17 protein-coding genes are annotated in these 21,456 nt (G+C 41.7%); 9 read left to right on the forward strand and 8 right to left on the reverse strand.

The window, feature by feature from the left end; translation table 11 throughout:
• Window positions 1-91: 91 nt before the first annotated feature.
• The 3 genes from PHEP_RS12570 to PHEP_RS12580 all read left to right on the forward strand — a co-directional run bounded on the left by PHEP_RS12570 (window position 92) and on the right by PHEP_RS12580 (window position 4,337).
• Window positions 92-427, forward strand: a complete 336-nt coding sequence (locus tag PHEP_RS12570) for a MerR family transcriptional regulator (RefSeq protein ID WP_015808352.1) — start codon at window positions 92-94, stop codon at window positions 425-427.
• A gap of 68 nt (window positions 428-495) precedes the next feature.
• Entirely contained in the window at window positions 496-2,523 is a 2,028-nt protein-coding gene (locus tag PHEP_RS12575) for a helix-hairpin-helix domain-containing protein (RefSeq protein WP_015808353.1), read from the forward strand.
• 119 nt (window positions 2,524-2,642) lie between these two features.
• Window positions 2,643-4,337 (forward strand): ComEC/Rec2 family competence protein, encoded by a 1,695-nt coding sequence (locus PHEP_RS12580; protein ID WP_238326507.1) that lies wholly within the window; start codon window positions 2,643-2,645, stop codon window positions 4,335-4,337.
• Window positions 4,338-4,339: 2 nt separating this feature from the next.
• On the opposite strand, the gene PHEP_RS12585 is transcribed toward PHEP_RS12580, so the two are convergent.
• Window positions 4,340-5,593, reverse strand: a complete 1,254-nt coding sequence (locus PHEP_RS12585) for a sensor histidine kinase (protein WP_015808355.1) — start codon at window positions 5,591-5,593, stop codon at window positions 4,340-4,342.
• Window positions 5,590-6,285, reverse strand: a complete 696-nt coding sequence (locus PHEP_RS12590) for a response regulator transcription factor (protein WP_015808356.1) — start codon at window positions 6,283-6,285, stop codon at window positions 5,590-5,592. The genes PHEP_RS12585 and PHEP_RS12590 overlap by 4 nt, the downstream gene beginning before the upstream one ends.
• Before the next feature lie 124 nt (window positions 6,286-6,409).
• On the opposite strand from PHEP_RS12590, the gene PHEP_RS12595 reads away from it, so the two are divergent.
• Window positions 6,410-6,826, forward strand: coding sequence for an EamA family transporter (locus PHEP_RS12595; protein ID WP_015808357.1), 417 nt, complete (start codon window positions 6,410-6,412; stop codon window positions 6,824-6,826).
• A gap of 11 nt (window positions 6,827-6,837) precedes the next feature.
• On the opposite strand, the gene PHEP_RS12600 is transcribed toward PHEP_RS12595, so the two are convergent.
• The 4 genes from PHEP_RS12600 to PHEP_RS12615 are packed head-to-tail and all read right to left on the reverse strand — an operon-like array spanning window position 6,838 to window position 12,770.
• Complete coding sequence (locus PHEP_RS12600; protein WP_015808358.1) at window positions 6,838-9,858, reverse strand: efflux RND transporter permease subunit; 3,021 nt, start codon at window positions 9,856-9,858, stop codon at window positions 6,838-6,840.
• Window positions 9,855-10,781: an efflux RND transporter periplasmic adaptor subunit gene (locus PHEP_RS12605; RefSeq protein WP_036674594.1), complete on the reverse strand. Its 927-nt coding sequence runs from the start codon at window positions 10,779-10,781 to the stop codon at window positions 9,855-9,857. Before PHEP_RS12605 ends, PHEP_RS12600 begins: the two co-directional genes overlap by 4 nt.
• An 8-nt stretch (window positions 10,782-10,789) precedes the next feature.
• Entirely contained in the window at window positions 10,790-12,037 is a 1,248-nt protein-coding gene (locus PHEP_RS12610) for a TolC family protein (protein WP_162141656.1), read from the reverse strand.
• A gap of 4 nt (window positions 12,038-12,041) precedes the next feature.
• Window positions 12,042-12,770: a phosphatase PAP2 family protein gene (locus tag PHEP_RS12615; protein WP_015808361.1), complete on the reverse strand. Its 729-nt coding sequence runs from the start codon at window positions 12,768-12,770 to the stop codon at window positions 12,042-12,044.
• A gap of 188 nt (window positions 12,771-12,958) precedes the next feature.
• Here PHEP_RS12615 and PHEP_RS12620 point away from each other — a divergent pair, with 188 nt between their 5' ends.
• The 5 genes from PHEP_RS12620 to PHEP_RS12640 are packed head-to-tail and all read left to right on the forward strand — an operon-like array spanning window position 12,959 to window position 19,399.
• The gene (locus PHEP_RS12620) at window positions 12,959-13,738 is read left to right on the forward strand and encodes an enoyl-CoA hydratase/isomerase family protein (protein WP_015808362.1); all 780 of its coding nucleotides are present in this window, start codon (window positions 12,959-12,961) and stop codon (window positions 13,736-13,738) included.
• Between the two features lie 16 nt (window positions 13,739-13,754).
• Complete coding sequence (locus PHEP_RS12625; protein WP_015808363.1) at window positions 13,755-14,432, forward strand: hypothetical protein; 678 nt, start codon at window positions 13,755-13,757, stop codon at window positions 14,430-14,432.
• Window positions 14,433-14,444: 12 nt separating this feature from the next.
• Entirely contained in the window at window positions 14,445-16,310 is a 1,866-nt protein-coding gene (locus PHEP_RS12630; RefSeq protein WP_015808364.1) for an LTA synthase family protein, read from the forward strand.
• Between the two features lie 4 nt (window positions 16,311-16,314).
• Window positions 16,315-18,492, forward strand: a complete 2,178-nt coding sequence (locus tag PHEP_RS12635; protein WP_015808365.1) for a S9 family peptidase — start codon at window positions 16,315-16,317, stop codon at window positions 18,490-18,492.
• A gap of 37 nt (window positions 18,493-18,529) precedes the next feature.
• A complete protein-coding gene (locus tag PHEP_RS12640) occupies window positions 18,530-19,399 on the forward strand; it encodes an aldose 1-epimerase family protein (protein WP_015808366.1) in 870 nt (289 codons plus the stop codon).
• Here PHEP_RS12640 and PHEP_RS12645 read toward each other — a convergent pair.
• Complete coding sequence (locus PHEP_RS12645) at window positions 19,396-20,592, reverse strand: GAF domain-containing sensor histidine kinase (protein WP_015808367.1); 1,197 nt, start codon at window positions 20,590-20,592, stop codon at window positions 19,396-19,398. The two genes, PHEP_RS12640 and PHEP_RS12645, sit on opposite strands and share 4 nt — an antisense overlap.
• A gap of 80 nt (window positions 20,593-20,672) precedes the next feature.
• Window positions 20,673-21,455: a DUF4249 domain-containing protein gene (locus tag PHEP_RS12650; RefSeq protein WP_015808368.1), complete on the reverse strand. Its 783-nt coding sequence runs from the start codon at window positions 21,453-21,455 to the stop codon at window positions 20,673-20,675.
• Window position 21,456: the final 1 nt, after the last annotated feature.

The following is a 21,456-nucleotide window of genomic DNA, read 5'->3' on the forward strand; positions in this document are numbered from 1 at the left end:
TTTTCTTGTGCCCATGGATACTTGCTTAACTTTACCTAAGTTTGAATGCTTTAAATAAAACCTGTAATCAATTCATAATCAACACTAAAATATGCCTTACAAAGAACGGGAAATTAATAAAATGTATTACACCATGGGGGAAGTTACCGAAATGTTTGGTGTAAACGCATCTCAGATCCGCTTTTATGAAAAGGAATTTGACGTGTTACAGCCTAAAAAAAACAAAAAAGGCAACCGTTTATTTACACCTGAAGATATTGAAAACCTGAAGATCATCTTCCACTTGGTAGATGACAAAGGCTTTACGTTGAAGGGCGCCAAGGAACACCTTAAAAACAATACAGGGGAAGTAAAGGAAAACCAGAAGATCATTGCCTCTCTTGAAAAGCTAAAGGACTTCTTATTAAAGCTAAACGAAGAAATTTAATTTAATTCTTAAATTATTTTTTAATTTAATTTATAATCCGGTGATTGGGCCAGTTTACCCCCATCACAATGAGAATATTATACCTCCTGTTTTTTCTGTTGTGCCGGTTAAATCCTAGCCGGGCACAGGAAGAAGAAAAGATCAGGGACCTGATAGAAAACCAGGCTGAAAATGTAACGGATGAAGATGACCTTTCTGAATTGACAGAACGGCTGGCCTTTTTTCGTAAGCACCCTATTAACCTTAACCAGACTACTGCTGAAGTATTAAAGAGCCTGATCTTTCTTTCTCCGCTCCAGATAGGCAACTTCTTTAATTACCTTGCCAATGGCAACAGGCTGCTGGATGTACTCGAATTGCAGGCCATACCGGGTTTTGATACGGTAACCATCAGTAAACTGCTCCCCTTTGTAACGATTAGCGTACCGAAAATTTATGAACATATAAAACTCAGACAGCTGCGTACAGCAGCTGAGCATGACCTTATCTTAAGATACAGCACTTTGTTGCAACAGCAAAAGGGCTTTAGGGATTTACCTGGCAGCCGCTATCTGGGTACACCTGAAAAGATCCTGTTGCGCTACAGGTACATTTTTCCCGGATTTGCATCGGCAGCACTGATCATGGAAAAAGATGCGGGTGAGCCCTTCTTTAATAAAAAAACAGGAATGGATCACCTTTCGGCACATTTGGCGCTTTATAATCTGGGCAGGATCAGGAAACTGGTTGTGGGTGATTATAGTTTGCAGTTCGGACAGGGATTAACTTTATGGTCGGGCTTTGCGTTTGGCAAAGGACCAGACATAACCAGTGTAGCAACCAAAGATGCAGGTCTGAAACCCTATACCTCTTCCAATGAAGCTTCTTTTTTCCGTGGAGTGGCCAGCACCATCGATTTGGGGAAAAACATTAATTTCAGTCCTTTTATATCTTACAGAGAACTGGATGCCAGCTTAAAAGCCATGCCGGATAGCAGTTATACCCTTTCAAACATAGGTATTAGCGGCCTGCACCGCACAGCTACAGAACTCAAGAACCAAAAACGCCTGTCACAATTGGTTTATGGGGCTGCCCTGCAATATATAACAGATAACCTGAACATCGGGCTTGTTAGCTATCAATCGGCTTATCAGCACCTGTTTGTAACGGGTAGCCAGCTTTACAATAAATACAGTTTTACGGGCAAATCTTTAAGCAATGCAGGATTACACTACAACTATACCTATAACAGCATCTATTTTTACGGCGAACTCGGCAAGAGCCTTAAATCGGGCTGGGCAATACTCAATGCTGCAATGGCCACTTTATCGCCCAAAACGTCAGTAGTATTGCTTTACCGCAATTACGATAAAGATTACCACAATTTTTTCAGCAGGGCTGTTGGAGAAGCTACGGAAACCAATAATGAACAAGGCTTATATATGGGATTGAACTATATGCCGGTAAAAAATTTAATTTGTTCGGTATATGGCGACTATTTTAAATTCCCATGGTTAAAATACAGGGTAGATGCTGCTTCATCAGGTTATGAATTGTTAGCCCAGCTGGTTTATACAAAGGGCAAAATACTCAAGGCTACCTTAAGATTTAAAAGGGAACAAAAGCAGCAAAACCCAGATGCAGACAACAGTTATAAGCAGCTGGTTAATGTATTGAAACAAAGTTACAGATTGGAATGGAACTGGAAAATAAACCAGAAGATAAACTTTCATCAAAGGACAGAAATAACTCAATATCAAAAAGATATAAACAAAATAGAAACTGGATATCTCATCTACAAAGATGTAGATTATACCCCAATGTCTTCACCCATAAGCGCCAACCTTCGCCTTGCCTATTTCAACACCCCATCCTATAACAGCAGGATCTATGCTTATGAAGATGATGTGCTTTATGGTGCTGGCTCCGGTGTCTATTCAGGAAAAGGTATTCGCAGTTACCTTAATATAAAATACCATTTAATGAAAAAAATGGACATATGGGGCAGATATGCCCTATCCCTTTACAGGCAAACAACCACTATAGGTTCCGGATTGGATGAAATTGAGGGTAACTGTAAAACTGAAGTTAAATTTCAGGTCAGGTACCAGTTCTGATGGCATCATTTACGCCCATCCATAAAGCTGAAATTGCTTTTGTAAGAATACTGCTCCCGTTTTCAATGGGCATCCTCGCTGTTTATCAGTTAACCGTACCTGGTCTTCTGAAAGGCCTCATGCTGACGCTTGGCCTGCTCTTCATTTGCCTCTTAATCCTAAATTTAGGCTACAGGCAACTGAACATTTATCATCGGAAGACAATTATCGGGATTCTGATCTATAGCATGATCTTCCTTTCAGGATGCTTACATTCTACTTTATATAAACAATTATTATATGCTGATTATTATTCATTTAAAAAACATAAATACCTAAAAATAAGAATTATCGATGAGCCTGAAATAAAACCAAATATAATTTTGTTTACTGCTTTAACGACAAAAGGCTATGGTTTTGACAGCTTATACGGGCGGACAAATAAATGCCTTCCCCAATCCACTTCCGGAAAAATACGTGTAATCCTGAAACCCCAGCCCAGGGCCACCCTTATCTTAAAATATGGGGACGAGCTGATCATACCTGCCCGGATAGCTGAAATAGAACCGCCCGGCAACCCTTCAACGTTCGACTTTAAATCCTGGCTTGCGGCAAAAAACATTTATCACCAGACTTTCTTAATGCAGAGAGAACTTGTTAAATTAAGCAGCAATACCGGTAATCAATTTATAGCACATGCTTTACAATTAAGGGAAAAACAGGTAGCCCTATACCGGAAAATCATAAAAGATGACAATGCCTTTGCAGTGGCAGCAACGCTGATACTTGGTTACAAATCGGATTTAAATACAGAAACACTGGATATATACGCTAAAACGGGTACCATCCATGCCCTTTCTGTCTCGGGTATGCATGTTGGTCTAATTTACCTGGTATTAAACTGGATGCTTTCGTTTCTCGATACAAAACGAAGCTTCAAAGTATTCAAGACTGTATTGATCCTTGGTCTGATCTGGGGCTATTCCCTGCTTACCGGCTTCTCTCCTTCCGTGCTCCGCTCAGCCATTATGATCTCCGTATTCATCATCGCTAAATTATTTGCCAAAACAACCAATAGCTATAACATCATTGCTTTTGCGGCTTTTTGTTTACTGCTTTATAACCCATTTCTTATCTGGGATATAGGCTTTCAGCTTTCCTTCCTCGCTGTTTTCGGATTGATCTACCTGCAACCTAAAATTTATGGCTGGCTCTCAGTTAAAAACCCAATACTGGACAAGATCTGGCATACCACAGCCATGTCTTTAGCTGCGCAACTGGCTACCTATCCCTTAAGCGTCTATTACTTTCACCAGTTTCCCCTCTATTTTTTAGTCAGCAACCTGTTTATTACGCTCCCTATTGCCCTTATTATGTATCTTGGTATCCTCATTCTAATGTTCAGGCTAACGGGCCTGGGGGCTTTATTTGAATGGCTCATCAATTTTACCAACAGGGGTCTGGATAAAATTGCCGGCCTGCCATTTTCAGGTATTTCGGCAATATGGATCAGCAAAACTGAGCTCATGTTGCTTTACCTTACATTGATATGTTTTACAATGGCGATGCAGGGCTTCAAAAAAAAGTGGTTGTTTACCTCGTTAATGTTATTTTTAGTTTTTCAAAGCCTGCTGACTTACGACAAGACCAGGGCATTACAGCAAAAAACAACAATCAGGTTTAAATTGAAAAGAAACTATGCCCTGGCAATGGTAAAGGGCAACACGGCTATAATATATACCGACCTGCAACCCGACAGCAAAACTTTTAAATATCAGGTTAAACCCGCTTTGGACCAGCATAAAGTATATAAAGTTATTTTTTTAAAAAAATGATGTTAAAATACAACTACAAATGAATGCCGGACTTCCTTGTATTGATAATTGAGCTGAAAATGGTACAAAGCACAAATTTGTTTTGAGATGGCCAGGCCCAGGCCCATCCCTTCTGATGCCGTATTTTTATAGAAACGTTCAAAGGCCTTATCGGCAATCAGGCCTTCGCCGTACCCTGTATTGGACATGCACAGCTCCTGTGCTGTCAGAGATATATTGATCTCTCCGCCGCGATAATTGTGGCGAATGGCATTACCCAGCAAATTGTTAATTAACATATCTGCAAGGTGCCGGTTCATTACCAGCTCTCTATGATCCAATTGTGTAGTCAGGGTTAGCTCATGCGAATGTATCAGTTCTTTAAACTGCCTGATCTTTTGTTCCAGTAATTCTTTAACATCAATGTTCTCCTGATCACCGATCAGGTTATTTTCAATCTTTGCCAATAACAACAAGGATTGGTTGAGCCGCGACAACCTGCTTACACCAAGATAAACATCTTCAATTAATTGCCCCTGCCGGTCGGTAAAAGCACCGGTCTGGATTAAAGTATCCAATTTGGAATTGATTACGGCCAGGGGCGTCATCATCTCATGCGATGCATTATCCGTAAAAGTTTTAAGTTCTTTATAATCCCGCTTAACCCTTATCGCCATGGCAATTACGGCCTGGTTAAGTTCAGTGAACTCGTCTATCCTGGTCTGATCAGCAATAATATCATTCTTATCGGCCAGGTTAAACGCTTTCATTTGCTCCAGTACCCCATAAAAAGGCTTCCACAGCTTATTCAACAAAAACCTGTTGATCAGCATCAGGGTAAGCAACAGCAAGGCTGTTACACCAAGGGTAATGATAAAGATTATCCTGACCAGGTCTTCTGCCTCTACCCTCGATTTGGTAATTGTGATTTCATAAAGCTTCCCGTTTACCTTATGGAAAGTATTTAATCCCCTTCCTGGTTCAGACTGATTCTCCGAAGCATTGTAAAAATCGGTATTAAAAAACTCCCGCTCTACGGTACTACCAGAATCAACAACCTTATAAACTACCTTCTGGTCTTTAAAACTTCCTGGCAAAGGCAGCTTTTTAAAAGTATTTGCATAGGAAATGATCTCATCTTCTTCAATAGTCAAATCTTTATCCAGTTGATCTGTTAAAATAAAATGGATTACGGTATAATAGACCAGTCCTGTAAAAATGAGTACAATGAAAGACGCCACTAAAGTAACCCTGTTGTATTTTACGGCTAACTTCATTGGTTTTCAAACTTATATCCGACACCGTACATCGACCTGATGTAATCCGGACAGCCAGCCTCAACCAGCTTTTTCCTCAGGTTTTTGATATGGGTATAAATAAAATCAAAATGATCGGCCAGATCAATTTCATCCCCCCATAAATGTTCGGCAAGTGCATTTTTAGAAATCACCTTTCCCTGGTTGGCAATAAAGTAAACCAGCAGGTCGTATTCCTTTTTTGTAAGGGTCAAAATTCCCGGTAGTCTGGCCAATTCCGGTTTTATAGAAACGCTCATTGCCAGCGTGTCAATGCTGATCTCGTTAAAAACAATGGTATTGCTGCCATTATAACTTTTACGCCTTACAATTGCCGCTACCCTGGCCTTAAGTTCAGAAAGGTGAAAGGGTTTGATCAGGTAATCATCTGCACCAAGGTTTAACCCATCAATCTTATCATCCAAAGCCTGACGTGCCGAAATAATAAGCACCCCTTCTTTTTTGTTCATTTTTTTTAAACTGCGCAGAATTTCCATCCCATCCCCCCCAGGCAAACTCAGGTCGAGCAAAATGCAGTCGTAGTTATAGATGCTGATTTTCTCCAAGGCTGAATTAAAATCTACCGCAGCCTCACAAATATTCCCTTCCCCGGTAAAATATGAAATAATACTTTCTCTAAGCGATGCTTCATCTTCTATAAGCAGTATCTTCATGCGGGTTATTTTTTAATAATGGATAAAGTACAAATAAACATTTAAAATTTGAAGATAATTTGTAGTTCGTTTGCTAACTTACAGCTACGCTTTTATGAAAACAATCTGATTAAAATTTAAGTACATGTGGTGGATCTATGCTTTATTGTCGGCTATTTTTGCGGCCCTTACGGCTGTTCTTGCTAAAGTAGGGATCAAAGGTATTGATTCCAACCTGGCAACGGCAATCAGAACGGTTGTCATTTTACTTTTAGCCTGGGCAATTGTATTTTTCAGGAATGACCAGCAGGGCATTTCCGGATTAACACGACAAAACTGGACCTTTCTGATCCTTTCGGGCCTTGCCACGGGTCTATCCTGGGTATTTTATTTTAAGGCACTTCAATTGGGTAAGGTTTCGCAGGTTGCCCCGGTTGATAAGGCCAGTGTGGCCATTGCCATTGTGTTATCTGTTATATTTTTAGGTGAACCCCTGTCCCTCAAAACCGCAGTTGCCGTATTGATGATCATAGGTGGCACCATTATCCTTATCTTTCAATAATTTACCTGGATTTAATGGTACAGCTTCCTGATCATACTCGGTAAAACTACCAGCAATAGCGGAAGACCAACAATAAAACCTCCCGTAACCGCTATAGCAAGCGGCTGATGCAGCTGGGCACCGGCGCCAATGCCCAGGGTTAAAGGGAACAGTGCAATTATAGCCCCCAGAGCAGTCATCAACTTGGGTCTTAGACGTGTTGAAATGGCATAAGTAATGGAATCATCAACATTCATGATGGTCAAAGATTCTTTAAATTGTAAAAAAGTAAACACTGCATTTTCTGCAATGATCCCAACAATCATGATCAGCCCCGTATAACTGCCAACGTTTAAAGGGGTGTGCGTGATAAACAAGGCAAGGTAGCTACCCGATATACCTAGTACTGCGATAAATAAAATCAGAAATGCAATTTTAAAATCTTTAAATAAAAACAGGATCACACTAAATACCAGTAAACTGGAAGCTATAAGTATGGTCAGCAATTCTCTGAACGATTGCTGCTGTTCGGCATAAGCCCCACCATATTCGATGTGATAACCGGCAGGCAAGGTGATGTTTGCAGCCACTTCTCTTTGGATGTCCTTCATTACACTCCCCAGGTCCCTGTTGTCCAAACGGGCAGTAACCACACCGATGGATTGCAAATTTTCCCTTGATACTTCGGCACTACCTCCGCTTAGTGTTACCCTGGCCAGTCCCTGAATGGGAACAGTTTTTCCATTCGGCATAAATATTTTCAGTCCCTCTATATTGGAGATACCAAATTGCCTGCTTCCCGGATAGATCATCCGGATGGGGGACAGTTGCTGCTGATCATACAAATTTCCAATTATATTACCTTCCAAAGCGGTTTGCACCTGGAACTGAAAGCTGGCCGGACTAACGCCATATTGCGCCAGTGCAGAAAAATCGGGTTGTATATTTACTGTAGGACCAGATAAGACAATACCGTCAAACACATCGGCGACACCTGCTATCCCGGTAATCATGACAGCTACCTTTTTCGACAAAGCCTGTAACTTTTTCTGATCGTTACCAAATATTTTCAGTTCAACAGGCTGGGTAGAACTCATAAGGTCGCCCAGCATATCCCCAATCACCTGTCCAAAATCTATCACCAATGCCGGCTGGGTACTTTCGATCATACGCCTGATTTCTGCAATCACTTCATCCGTACTTTTGGTCCTGTTTGCTTTCAGCTGGATCAGGTAATCACCCGTGTTGGGTTCGGTAATAAAAAAACCCATCTGTGTACCTGTCCTTCTCGAATAAGCGGCAACTTCTGGTATCTTCACCAATTCTTTTTCTATCCCTTTAAGCATCCTGTCGGTCTCGGTCAAAGATGTACCTGGCGGAGAATTATAGTCCAGTACGATACTCCCCTCATCCATTTCAGATAAAAACCCTGTTTCAAGTCGCGGATAAATAAAAACAATAGCAGCAACAAGTAACAGTACGCCAATCATGCTGATATATGGCCGGTGTATAAAATAGCTGATCCATTTCTGGGTCTTAACAGGATGCATTTCCCTTTTTTTACCCACCGTATTTAACCCCGCATCCCGTGTAAGCAGCAGATAGACTACCGGTAAACCAATCCAGGTTACAAAAAACGAACAGATCAGCGTAATAATCATGGTATTGGTCATCACCTGAAAATAAGAACCAGCCACACCGGTCATTAATACAAAAGGTATAAATATAACTATTGTACTTACAGATGAGCCCAGCATTGCCGGAAAAAGATAATCGATGGCCTTTTTCAGGAGTGTTACTGTGGGTTCTTCAGGATGCTCTTCATGCGTCCGGTGAATTTGCTCTACAACCACAATCGCATCATCAATGATCAGACCAATAGCGGCTGCTATAGCACCCAGCGTCATGATATTTAAAGAGTAGCCTACCAGGTATAAAACAATAAGTGTCAGACACAAGGTTACAGGTATGGTAATCAGTATGGTGGCACTGGCCTTTAAAGATCTTAAAAAGATAATGGCAACTACAATTGCAAGCCCCAAACCTATCAGCAGGCTATCCCTTACACTTTTTACCGATTCATTTACAAAATCGGCCTGCACATAATAGGGCTTTATGTTTACCCCTGCCGGGAGGATTTTTTTAAGGGTATTTATCTTCAGCTCCATCTGATCAGACAGGTCCACCAGGTTCGCATTGGGCTGTTTAATTACCGCAACCAGGATCCCTTCCCTGCCATTTGCATTCACCCTGGTATAGGTTACACCTTCCTGTATTTTAACCTGTGCAATATCTTTAACCCTTATCATGCGGTTCCCCATTTTACCAATGGTCAGGTCTTCCAGTTGTGCCCTGGTTTTAACTGTAGCATCAGTAACGGACAGATACAAAAAGTTGTGATCCGAAAGATATCCATTTGATTTTATAAAATTTGTCTGTGCTAAAATGGAGCTCACCGTTTCAGGGGATATGGATAAGGCTGCCATTTTTTGTTCGTCCAGTTCCAGCCAGTATTCTTTTGTTTTACCGCCTATGATCCTGATCTCGGAAACACCATCTACCTGCGACAAAAAAGGTTTAACCGTATACGTAGCCAATTGTTTAAGTTCTATAGCCGATTTGGTGTTGCTTTCCAGGCTATATCCACTTACCGGCAATATAGATGGGTTCATCCTTTCGACAGATATATTAATTCCCGGCGGAAGCGTAGCACTGATCTTGGCAATTTGCGATTCTATCCTTTGCTGGCTCAGATCGATGTTCGCATTGCTGTTCATGTAGGCCGATATTTCACAGCTGCCCCGGCTGGTATTACTTCTGACCAGCTTTAAATCGGGCACCTGCTTCACCGCATTTTCAAGTGGCCTGGTAACTGTTACCACCATTTTATCAACCGGCTGCAGTTCGGCCTCGGCAATGATCTTTACTTTTGGGAAAGTAATTTCCGGGAAAAGTGATGTTTTTAGCTGAAAAAAAACATAACAGCCACCTGTTAGTACCAAGATCAGTATAACCAACAGGGGATTCTTATGAGAGATAAAGAAGTTCTTCATAACTTTTTAACCACTTTAACCTTTGCCGTATCTGGGATACCATAATTCCCTGTAATAATGATCCTGTCGCCGGCATTAAAAACAGGACTTAAGATCTCCACCTGCTTATCGTTTTCGATCCCTCTTTTTACCGGTACTCTCACTGCTGTTGAATCGTTGATCATCTTCATCACCCAAAACTCGTCCTCTGTTTCATTGGCCAGCACTGCCGATTTAGGCAGTACCATGGCATTCGGCCTGGCCAGTTTAATTACCTTTACCAGGGCTATCAACCCCTCTGGCAAAGACTTCAACGGATTTACCCCAATAATTATCCGTTCTGTCTGCGAGGCCGAATCTACTGATGGTAACGTCCCCCGAACCGTTCCATTTAACTTCTCCCCATCTGGAAGCGTCAGTTCCAGGTTTTTGTTAAGTGCAACCAGCTGATGCAATTCGTAGGGCATATCCAGCAAAAAAACAAGACTCCGTTGGTTGCTGATGGTAGCCAGTGCCTCACCTTCCTGCACATAATCTCCCTTCTGATGGTTCACCATGGCGACAAAACCAGGCTGATCAGCCCTGATATTCGATATTCCGGAGAACTTAAAAGCAGGATCAAGCTGGTTAACAGCATTCCCTATCGCCCTGGCCTCTTTGGTAATGAGGCTAAACAGCAGCTGACGTGGTGCAACCTGCTGGCCTTGCAGTATAGCTACCGACTGAACATAGCCCGTAATATTTGCCTTTACATAACTCTTTTGCAGATAGGCAGATACGGCGTTTAACGTTACAAAATCTGTTAAAGTACCTGCAGATATATGTCCTACTTCAACGGGCGCGCCCGGCACTACAGCTATTTCTGAGCTGGTATCCTGCTGACTGCAGGCAAAGTTAAACAAGAGCAGGACCATGCCGGGCATAAATAAATAACTAGCTTTCATAGTTTTGATCATCTGTTCCAGTAATTGAGCTGGTTGATAAGTTTTAAACGATTGATATCTGTTTGTCTGAACTGATTTTGTGCGGCCATATAATTGTTGATGGCAATCACCAGATCTGCAATTTTTACATCGCCGGTACGCAATAATTTCAGGTCAACTTCTACCAGGCTCCTGGCAAATTTGATCTGGTCTTTTATTTGTACATATAAGCCTTCTGTTGCTGTAATCTGCTGGTAAAGCATATCTATCTGCTGCCGATGCTGGTTTATAAAGAAATCCCGGTATGCAGTGGTCGTTTGCGCCTGTAAATTCAGCTTGTCCAGCTGTATTTTCTTTTGCCGTCCGTCGTAAATAGGAACCGATAAGGTAAAACCGGCACTTGTGCCAAAGTTCTTATAAGGCTGCAGCAGAAAAGAAGAATTGTACCCTCCATTTATATAAACACTTGCTTTTGGCAGGTAATTGAGTACTACAGCTTTACGCTCATTGCTATTTTTAGCACTATCGATAGCAAAACCCTGCATAAAAAAAGGATGGTTTGTTAATGTATTTCCTTCAAATCTGAATACAGGTTCTTTTAACATGACCGTACTGGTATCTTTAATCCCGGTTAAATAATTCAGTGCCGCGTAATCGTTTTTGAACTGCAGTTCGGCCTGCTTTAGCTGCAATTGCTGCTGCTTTAGTGTAACCAGAAAGGTCAGGTAATCCGTTTGGCGATAGGCATTTGACCGGGTAAGCTGTTTTAACAGCACTTCTTCCCTGTCCAGCAAATTACAAACGTCGAGGTTAAACATCACCTGTTGCTGACTGGCATAGGCATTAATATACTGCTCTGCTATAGTCTTACCCAAATCCAGTTCCGACCGTTTAGCAACATACTTTATGGAATCCATTTGCAACAGCAATTGCTGCTGTCCATTTGTTTTAAGCCCTTTATTGATCAGGTTATAATTTGCCGTAAGCAAGGCATCAAATGTATGTGCATTGGTTAAAGCTTCATCATAACCATAACCGTTGATCACCGGAGCATATAAACCGGTTGAACTTGCCGTTACCTGGGGAAGATATCCGGCCCTTAACCGGAGACTGTCGATCTTAGTCATCAGCAACTGGTTTTTAAAGTCCCGGCTAACCGGATTTAGTGTTAGGGCCTGCTGAATAAAAAAGTTAAGGTCCCTGGATAGCTCACCAGAACTTTGCGCTGCTGCCGCTAAAGAAAAAAAACAGATCAATAGCAGAATAAGGTACCGCATTTTTTTAAAATGTTCCATTCAATGAGAGTCCAATACTATGTTGCTGATAGGAAGGTACAACATTATACTGCAAAGTACTTTTACCGAGCACCAGTCTTTTTAACTTGGGATAAACTAAATAAGCTATTTTGGCAGACAGAATACCAACACCAGCCCCCGCTACTACGTCACTAAACCAATGTTTATTGTTATACATCCTGAGTGTTCCGGTAGCCGTTGCCACCGCATAACCAGCCACACCATACCAGGACGAAATATCTTTATATTCCTGCTTTAAAAACTCGGCCGCGGCAAAAGCATTGGCGGTATGTCCTGAAGGGAAAGAATTAAAACCAGAGCCATCTGGGCGTTCTCTATGTGTGGCACGCTTTAAGATAGAAACAGAACCGCCCATAATGGCGGAAGACAATACGTATATACCTGTAGCATCCAGCAAGCTGTGTTTTCCTTTTATGCCAGCCAGATTTAACCCGTAAACAGCCACTGCCGGGGCAAACTGCATATAATCGTCTGCATGCGCAGCAAATAAGGGATGGTCTTCCTGTAACTCATTTCTGGTGCTATAATCCAGCCTCCGGATCAGGTTATCTCCGGCAAGTGTAATTACACCATAGCCAATAAATGCTGCCGGAATTATAAAAGGAGTAAAACCTGGCTTATAGGGTTCCATACCCGTATACTTATAGCTGTTTGGCATTGCTGTCAACAATAAAGTATCCTGTAGCTGCGCCATACAAAAAACAGGTAACATCAGACATAAAATGACGATAAATAGTCTCCTGTATACTGCACAATAATAAGAAGGGCACATGATCGTAAATTTTACACCAAATTAAAACCCAATTGTGTAGAAAATCTGTAGCGTAAAACTGGCATCTTCTTAACCTTATCTTATATTTGGCCTGATAAAATAAGACTTATATGACTGAACCCCTGGTTTTGTATACGGTAAGCCAGCGTATAGCTACCATATCTATTAACCGACCCGAAAAACGCAATGCATTAAATTCCGAGCTGGTAGCCCGGCTGACCGCTGCATTTGTAAGGGCATCGGAAGATCCTGCAGTTAAGGTGGTCATTTTAAAAGCCAATGGCACTACCTTTAGCGCGGGGGCCGATCTGGCTTACCTTCAGCAGCTTCAGCAAAACAGCTACGAGGAAAACCTGGCCGATTCTGAAAATTTAAAACGCCTGTTTACCACCATTTATTACCTGCCCAAAGTAGTGATTGCCCAGGTTGAAGGTCATGCCATTGCGGGCGGATGCGGTTTGGCAACGGTATGCGATATTGTATTTGCCGTGCCTGAAGCCAGCTTTGGCTATACCGAAGTAAAACTTGGTTTTGTACCAGCAATTGTAGCCTGTTTTTTATTGCGCAAAACCAGCGAAACCATCGCCAAAAAATTGTTGCTTACCGGAATTCTGTTTACTGCTGAAGAGGCTTTAAGCTATGGACTCATCACTTTTGTAACAAAGAAAGAAGAGATCAGTCTTAATGTAAACAATTTTGCATTAAGTTTGTGCAATGAAGCTTCTGCTAATTCGTTAATGGTAACTAAACAGCTGATCGGGCAGACCACAAATCCGGAACTCGATAATTGTCTGGCCGCGGCCGTACAGCTCAATGCCAGCGTTAGGGAAACTGAAGATTTTAAAAAAGGTGTTGCTGCCTTTATCAGCAAAGAAAAAATTAACTGGTAAAAATATTATTAAGGATATGTTTAAATCAATCAAAACAGGAGTTTTAGCCATCATTTTAATTGGTACAGCTATTATGGCCAAAGCACAAAAAGTTATAGACTCCGGCACACTTACCTACGGTATAGAATATGTGCTGACAGATGACCAGAAAAAACAGGTAGACCCATCTGTATTACCTTCTGAAAGTAAAGTTGATTTTAATGGAAATTTATCGAAGGTACAGATAGATATGGGTATGGCCATGCTGAAAATCATCACCGACGCTTCAGTTAAAAATTCAGTGGTACTGGTTGATGTACCAATGATGCAAAAGCAATATGCTGCAAAATTATCTAAAGAAGAATTAGAACAACAGCGGGGTGCCTTAAAGTACAGTGATTTTAAAGCTACCGGTGAAAAACAGAACATTGCGGGCTTCAATGCCGAAAAATTCACCTACAAAGATAACAATGGTACAAACTATGAATTGTGGGCCACTACAGAACTTAAATTACCGGCAGGTGGAAGCCCATTTGGTTTTGAAGAACTGAAAAGTACCCCCATCAAATTCCCTGATATAAAAGACGGAGTTAAAACCATACTTACTTTAAAGGCTGTAAAGGAAGGCAAGGTAGGGCCTTTTTCTATCAACATTCCGAAAGGGTATGAAGAAAAGACCATGGCCGAGCTCAAAGCAATGCGGGGTGGTAATTAAACCCTGAATCGAATGCTGAAAAGTTTGCTCTTCTTTCTGCGCTTCTTTTTGTTTTGGCTGTTGTTCTTCTTTATAGACCGCCTGATATTTATATTCATTTACCATAGGCAACTGGCATCGGTTCCATTATCAGAAAGGCTGGCTACTTTTTACCATGCCATTCCCTTAGATTTATCTATGACAGCTTATCTGGCTGTCATTCCACTTTTAAGCTATATTTACTGGCTGTTAAACGGCCGTAAAATTGTAGAGTTGAAATGGATAGCTGTTTACAACACCGTCCTCATTGTCATATTCAGCATTCTTGCGGTAGTTAATTTCAACATTTACCGCGAATGGGGCAGCAAGGTAAACGCAAAGGCACTTGGTTTTGCCTTTTCATCACCCCGGGAAGCCATGGCCTCCAGTGCTTCCTCACCCATTGGCCTTTCCATCTCATTACTCATCCTGTTAATTGCACTGGGTCTGTTTCTGCAACGCTATGTAGTATCCAGGAAACTCAGTTTTACTCAAACACCGATCTCGCTCAGGGCAATCGCTTGCCTTTTCTTAATTGCCTGTAATTTCCTGTTGATCAGAGGTGGTTTGGGTAAATCCCCTATTACGCAGAGTATGGCTTATTTTTCGAAAGACCAGGTGCTTAACCATGCGGCAGTAAATACAGAGTGGAACTTATTGTCGAGCCTGCTGGCTTCCAGAATGACGAAGACCAACCCATATATATATATGGACAAGCAACTGGCCGAACAAAATACCAAAGCACTATATACTACCGCAAAAGATACCACCGTTAGCCTACTCAACACCAAACGCCCCAATGTGGTGCTCATAATTATTGAAAGCTTTACAGCCGATCTGACCAAGACCCTTGGCGATGAAGACGGGATAACTCCGCATTTTGATACATTAATGCACAAGGGTGTGCTTTTCAGTCAGATCTACTCTCCAGGTAGCCGTACCGATAAAGGTCTGATGGCAGCACTGGCAGGCTTCCCTACACTTGCCGCAGGCAGTATTGTAAAATGGCCTGAAAAAATGCAGAAGATTCCCGCTATCTCGCAGGTGCTCTTTAAAAATGGTTACCATACCTCTTTCTTTTATGGTGGGGAGTCGGAATTCGACAATTACAAAGCCTTTATCCTGAGCCACGATTACCAAAAGCTGGTAGACAAGAACAGCTTCAAAGGCAATGAAATGAAATCGCCCTGGGGCAAGTACGATGAGCTGGTATTTGCAAGGCAGCTTGCCGATTTAAACCGTGAGCAGCAGCCCTTCTTTTCTACCCTGCTTACCCTTACCAATCATGAGCCATATACTTTACCGGGTACACCTAAATTTGGCAATACGGATAATGTAGCAAAGTTTAAAAGCACAGCTTATTATACCGATTCCTGCATCAATGCCTATTTGACAACGGCCAAAAAGCAGACCTGGTACAAAAACACCCTTTTTATATTTGTAGCCGACCATGGGCATGTATTGCCAAAAAACAGGCAGGACATTGCTGTACCGCAGCGTTATCACATTCCACTCCTGTTTTACGGAGAGGTAATCAAAAATGAATTTAAAGGTAAAAGGTTTGACCGGATAGGTAGCCAGACAGATATTGCAGCCACCTTACTGGCCCAGCTTAACCTGCCTGCAACTACGTTTACCTGGAGCAAAAACCTGTTAAACCCTTATACCAAACCATTTGCTTTTTTTAGCTGGGACAACGGAATGGGTTTTATTGATAACCAGCAATGTGTTACCTTTGATAATGTAGGCAAAATGATATTGTACAACAGCAATGCGGCCGATAAAGCACAAACAGCAAAAACCCTTGATCATGCAAAAGCATATCTCCAAAATGTATATCGTCAATTTATAGAACTTTAATAAAATGAATTTCAGAAACATCGTGTTTAAACTAGCGCTGGCCCTGTTAATTGGCTTTTGCAGTAAAACCCATGCACAAAATAGACCTGAACTTAAGTGGACTAAAGATGGGAATGCGTATTACCAGTTTACGGATGGGGAGCTGGTATCCATTTCACTGGCCCAGAATGAACGTAAAACCATTATAAGCCGCGATTTGCTTTATACCTCTGGCCAGCATACCATCGGCAGAATTAAAGATTTTTTCTTTTCTGAAGATGGCAGCAAAGTGCTCATTTACACCAATAGCAAAAAAGTTTGGCGGTATGAAACCCGTGGCGATTATTTTGTGGCCGATTTAAAAGCAAATACAATTACACAGGTTGGAAAAGATAAACCCGCATCATCACTCATGTTTGCAAAATTCTCGCCCGATGGCAATAAAGTTGCCTATGTTAGTAAACACAATCTGTATGTAGACGATCTGATGGCCAAAAGTACCAAAGCACTAACTACCGACGGAACAGAACGCCTGATCAATGGTACATTCGATTGGGTATATGAAGAAGAATTCGACTGCCGGGATGGTTTCAGGTGGAGTCCAGACGGACAATCTATCGCCTATTGGCAAATTGATGCCACAAAAATCAAAAACTTTCTGATGATAGACAATACAGATTCTATCTATCCTTTTACCATACCTGTAGAATATCCTAAAGTAGGTGAAGACCCGTCTTCCTGTAAGGTTGGTGTAGTAAATATTGCCTCAGCGCAAACCAAATGGCTCAATATTCCCGGTGATGCGATCCAAAACTACATCCCAAGAATGGGTTGGATACCTGGTTCCAACGAAGTCATTTTACAGCAGCTAAACAGGGAGCAAAATGTAAGCAAGCTATTTGTAGCCAATGCGGCTACAGGTGTAGCCCAGAACATCCTTACCGAAACAGATCAGGCCTGGATAGATGCGGCCGATGAAAACTGGGAATGGGTGAATGAAAACAAGGAGTTCATCTGGATGAGCGAAAAAGACGGGTGGCGCCACGCCTACCGCATCAGTAAAGACGGGAAAAGGCAGACCCTGATCACCAAAGGCGATTTCGATGTTATTGAAAAATCATTGGTTGACGAGAAAAACAACTCCCTTTATTATATGGCATCTCCGGGTAATGCCACACAAAAATACCTGTACAAAACAAAATTAAGCGGTGGGTCAAAGCCGGAAATGGTCACCCCTTCTATCCTGCCGGGCACCCATAATTACGACATCTCTCCAAATGGCATTTATGCCCGTCATACCTATACCACTGCCTCTGTGCCCTTAATTACCGAATGGATGAAGCTGACTACCTTAAATCCACTAACCATGGATGGCAGTATCACCAATCAGTTAGGCCGAATAAGACCACCTAAAAATAAGGTAGAATTTTTTAAGGTAACTACCGAAGATGGGATAGAACTGGATGGCTGGATGAAAAAACCTGATAATTTTGATCAGACCAAAAAATATCCTGTTGTATTTTATGTATATGGCGAACCGGCCTCACAAACAGTTAAAGATGAGTTTGGTACAGGCATTAACCGGCTATATGCAGGTGATATGCCAAAAGACGGCTATATCTATATCTCCGTAGAAAACAGGGGTGCACCAGCACCCAAAGGACGTGAATGGCGTAAAAGCATTTACAAAAACATTGGTTTGCTGAACATCCGTGATCAGGCAATGGCTGCTAAAAAGATTTTACAATGGCCATTTGTTGATAAAGACCGCGTGGCCGTTTGGGGCTGGAGCGGTGGTGGTTCATCTACCCTAAACCTGATGTTCCAATATCCTGAAATTTATAAAACAGGCATAGCTATTGCCGCAGTGGCCAACCAGCTCACTTACGATAACATTTATCAGGAACGTTATATGGGTTCTCCTTTAAAAACAAAAGAGGCATACATTAAAGGTTCACCGGTTACTTATGCCAAAAACCTTCAGGGAAACCTGCTGTACATCCATGGTACAGGTGATGACAATGTCCACTATCAGAATGCAGAAATGCTGATCAATGAACTGATCAGAAACAAAAAAGTGTTTCAACTGATGTCGTACCCCAACCGCACACACAGCATTAACGAGGGCGAAAACACCTCAGCGCACCTTGCATTAACCTATACAGAGTTTTTAAGGCGTAACTGTCCTCCCGGAGGGAGATAATCAAATAGAAACCTTATTTTTTTTATTTTTACCCAGTATGATTTTTCTTGAAAACGAACAAATTTGCACTTCAATTGCAAGTAAGGGTGCCGAATTACAAAGCTTAAAAAGCAAAAAAAACAATGTAAATTACCTTTGGAATGGTAATCCTGAATACTGGGGTAAGTTCAGTCCGGTGCTGTTCCCAATTGTAGGAGGATTAAAGAACAATACTTATTACTTTGAGGGTAAGGAATATCAGTTGCCCAGACATGGTTTTGCCAGGGACAAAGATTTCCAGGTAAAGCAGCTAAGTGCTACAGAAGCCTTGCTTACACTTTCTGATGATGAAGAAAGCCTGAAGGTTTATCCTTTCAGATTTGTGCTACAGCTGCGTTATCAACTTTCAGACAGGGCAATTTCCTGTACTTATGAGGTGTTAAACCCCGATAATGAAAAGTCAATGTTGTTTTCCATTGGTGGCCATCCGGCATTTGCGACATCAACGGAAGGCGGTTTAAAGTATACCGACTACTTTTTGCAGTTTAACAAGGATACCGAACTGGTGTACCATAAAGTTAAACATGACCTGATTGACAGTGAAACTGCGGTTATTGAATTAAAAGAAGGAAAACTGCCATTAAATCATGCGCTTTTTTACGACGATGCACTGGTACTTAAAACTTTAAAAAGCGACTGCATTACCCTGCACAACCATAAAAACAAAAACGGGATCCATTTCAGGTTCAAAAATTTTCCTTTCTTCGGGATTTGGGCAGCAAAAAATGCCGATTTTGTTTGCCTGGAGCCCTGGTGTGGCCTGGCGGATGGCACAGCTCATGACCAGCACATTGAACATAAAGAAGGCATAGTTACTTTAGGCCCAAACGAAACTTTTGTCCGTAAATGGGAAGTAGAATGTTTTTAATTTGTGCGCAAAGGGAGTTCAACGCTAAATTTAGCACCTGAACCCTTTCCTGCACTTTCGGCAAAGATCCGGCCGCCATGGGCTTCAACCAGGGTTTTAACGATAGAAAGTCCAAGACCGGTAGAATGCTCACCGGCTGTAGGTCTCGCACTTAATCGGGTAAAACGCTGGAACAATTGTTTTTTATCTTCAGCAGTTAAGCCCTGCCCCTCATCTTCAACTTCTATCAGTACATGATTGGGGAATGTTTTTACACGGACATAAATGTTGGTATTGAGTGGTGAATACTTGATGGCATTGTTGACCAGGTTATCTATCACTTCGTTCAGTTTCCCCTCATCACCAGTCGCCATTACATCCATCTCCGAACTGAAATGTATGGTCTGGCCTTTTCTTTCTGCCAAAGGCAGGTTCATGGATACTACATTACTGACCAGAAAGGAAACATTGAGTTTCATCATCAGCAAATGGACCTGATCGGATTCCATACTGCCCGATTGCAACAGTTCATCTATGATGCGGACCATATTTAAACTTGCAACTTTAATCTGATCGCACATGGTATCTACCATCTCCGGATTATTTTTCTTCATTTTGATCAGATCTGCACGAACCGGAATGGTGGTTAAGGGATTTTTAAGATCGTGTGCCGTTGTATTTAATATTTGTTGCTGTCTTGCAGCCGATAGCTTAGAAGTTAACCTGAGCTCAATATTGTGCATCACAATGTCCCTGATGTCCCTTAAAATTTCCGAATCCTCCCTGCTCATTTTTCTGGGTTCTTTACTGATCACACAGAAAGCCCCAAGGTTATAGCCGTCCCTGGTTTTAAGTGGGTAGGCCGCATAGAACCTTAATCCAAAAGTCCCCGTTACCAGGCGGTGCCCCATAGTCCTTGGGTCAGCAGCTGCATTTTCGACCAGATAAAGATCCTCCGCCAATACAGCAGAATCACACAAGCCCTCTTCACGGTCTATTTGCCGGGTTTCCAGACCATACTTTGATTTAAACCAAATTCTCTCTTTGTCTACCAGTAATATAATGGCTATGGGTACTTTAAGCAGGTTTGCCGCCAGTCGGGTCAATTTATCAAATGGTACCTCCGGAGGCGTATCCAGCAGATCGTAATTGTACAGTGTTTTAATCCTTTCGTCTTCAACCGAAACCAGATCCTGAGCTGTATGCGTAACCATTATGATTAACTTTAAGAGATTAATTAATAGAGATTTTATAAAGTTAACATAGTTCTAGCGGAAAACAAAGTATAATGACTTTACTTGATTACCGCCGTTCTTTTGCTGGAAGTATAGGCATTAAAAACGCCCAAGGCACCATTATTAAAATTAGAAACCGGATTTGCAGGTGATACAGGTGGCCCGCCATTACCTGCATTTTGTCCCAGACTGTAAAAATACCGGTATACATTCCGGTCTATGCATTGAAATTCGACATGTAGGCTATCGCCCGAAACCAGATCATCCAGTTTATAGAAAATAACATCTGAAACACTGTTACCATTGTTAAAACGATCCTCACTTACCATATCGTCCTCTACCTTACCCTTTACCTTCAAAATATAACGGTACTGGTTCTGTACCTCTACCGGGTCCTGATAATTTACAGCCACATAAGTATTTATTTTACCAAAAAAATTAAACTGCCTGAAACTCAATGAATCCAGCATTACCTTTCCGGGCATAGTAGATGCGGCACTGTAGATTTTACCATCTATAGTTACATCCAAAGCATACCTGACGCCAGTTACCCCTCTGAATTTGGCACTTTGATATATACCTGGTGCTATTTCATTGTAATTGATGGTGCTGCCATTTGGCCGGGTAAGCACTACCTTTGCACCTGTTACTCCGTTAAACTTATTGGGTTCGGTAAAATTATAGGTTTTAGACACCTTTATAACCTGATTTTCATTTTGGTCGCTTAGCCCCCCATCAATAACCACAACAGGTTCAGCATTATCCAGTTTCAGGTCAATCACCTTTTCACAACTGCTGAACAGCATTGCTGCTAAAATCACCTTTATTTTAAAATTGTTCATT

The organism is Pedobacter heparinus DSM 2366 (genome assembly GCF_000023825.1).
In the GTDB taxonomy this organism is placed as follows: domain Bacteria; phylum Bacteroidota; class Bacteroidia; order Sphingobacteriales; family Sphingobacteriaceae; genus Pedobacter; species Pedobacter heparinus.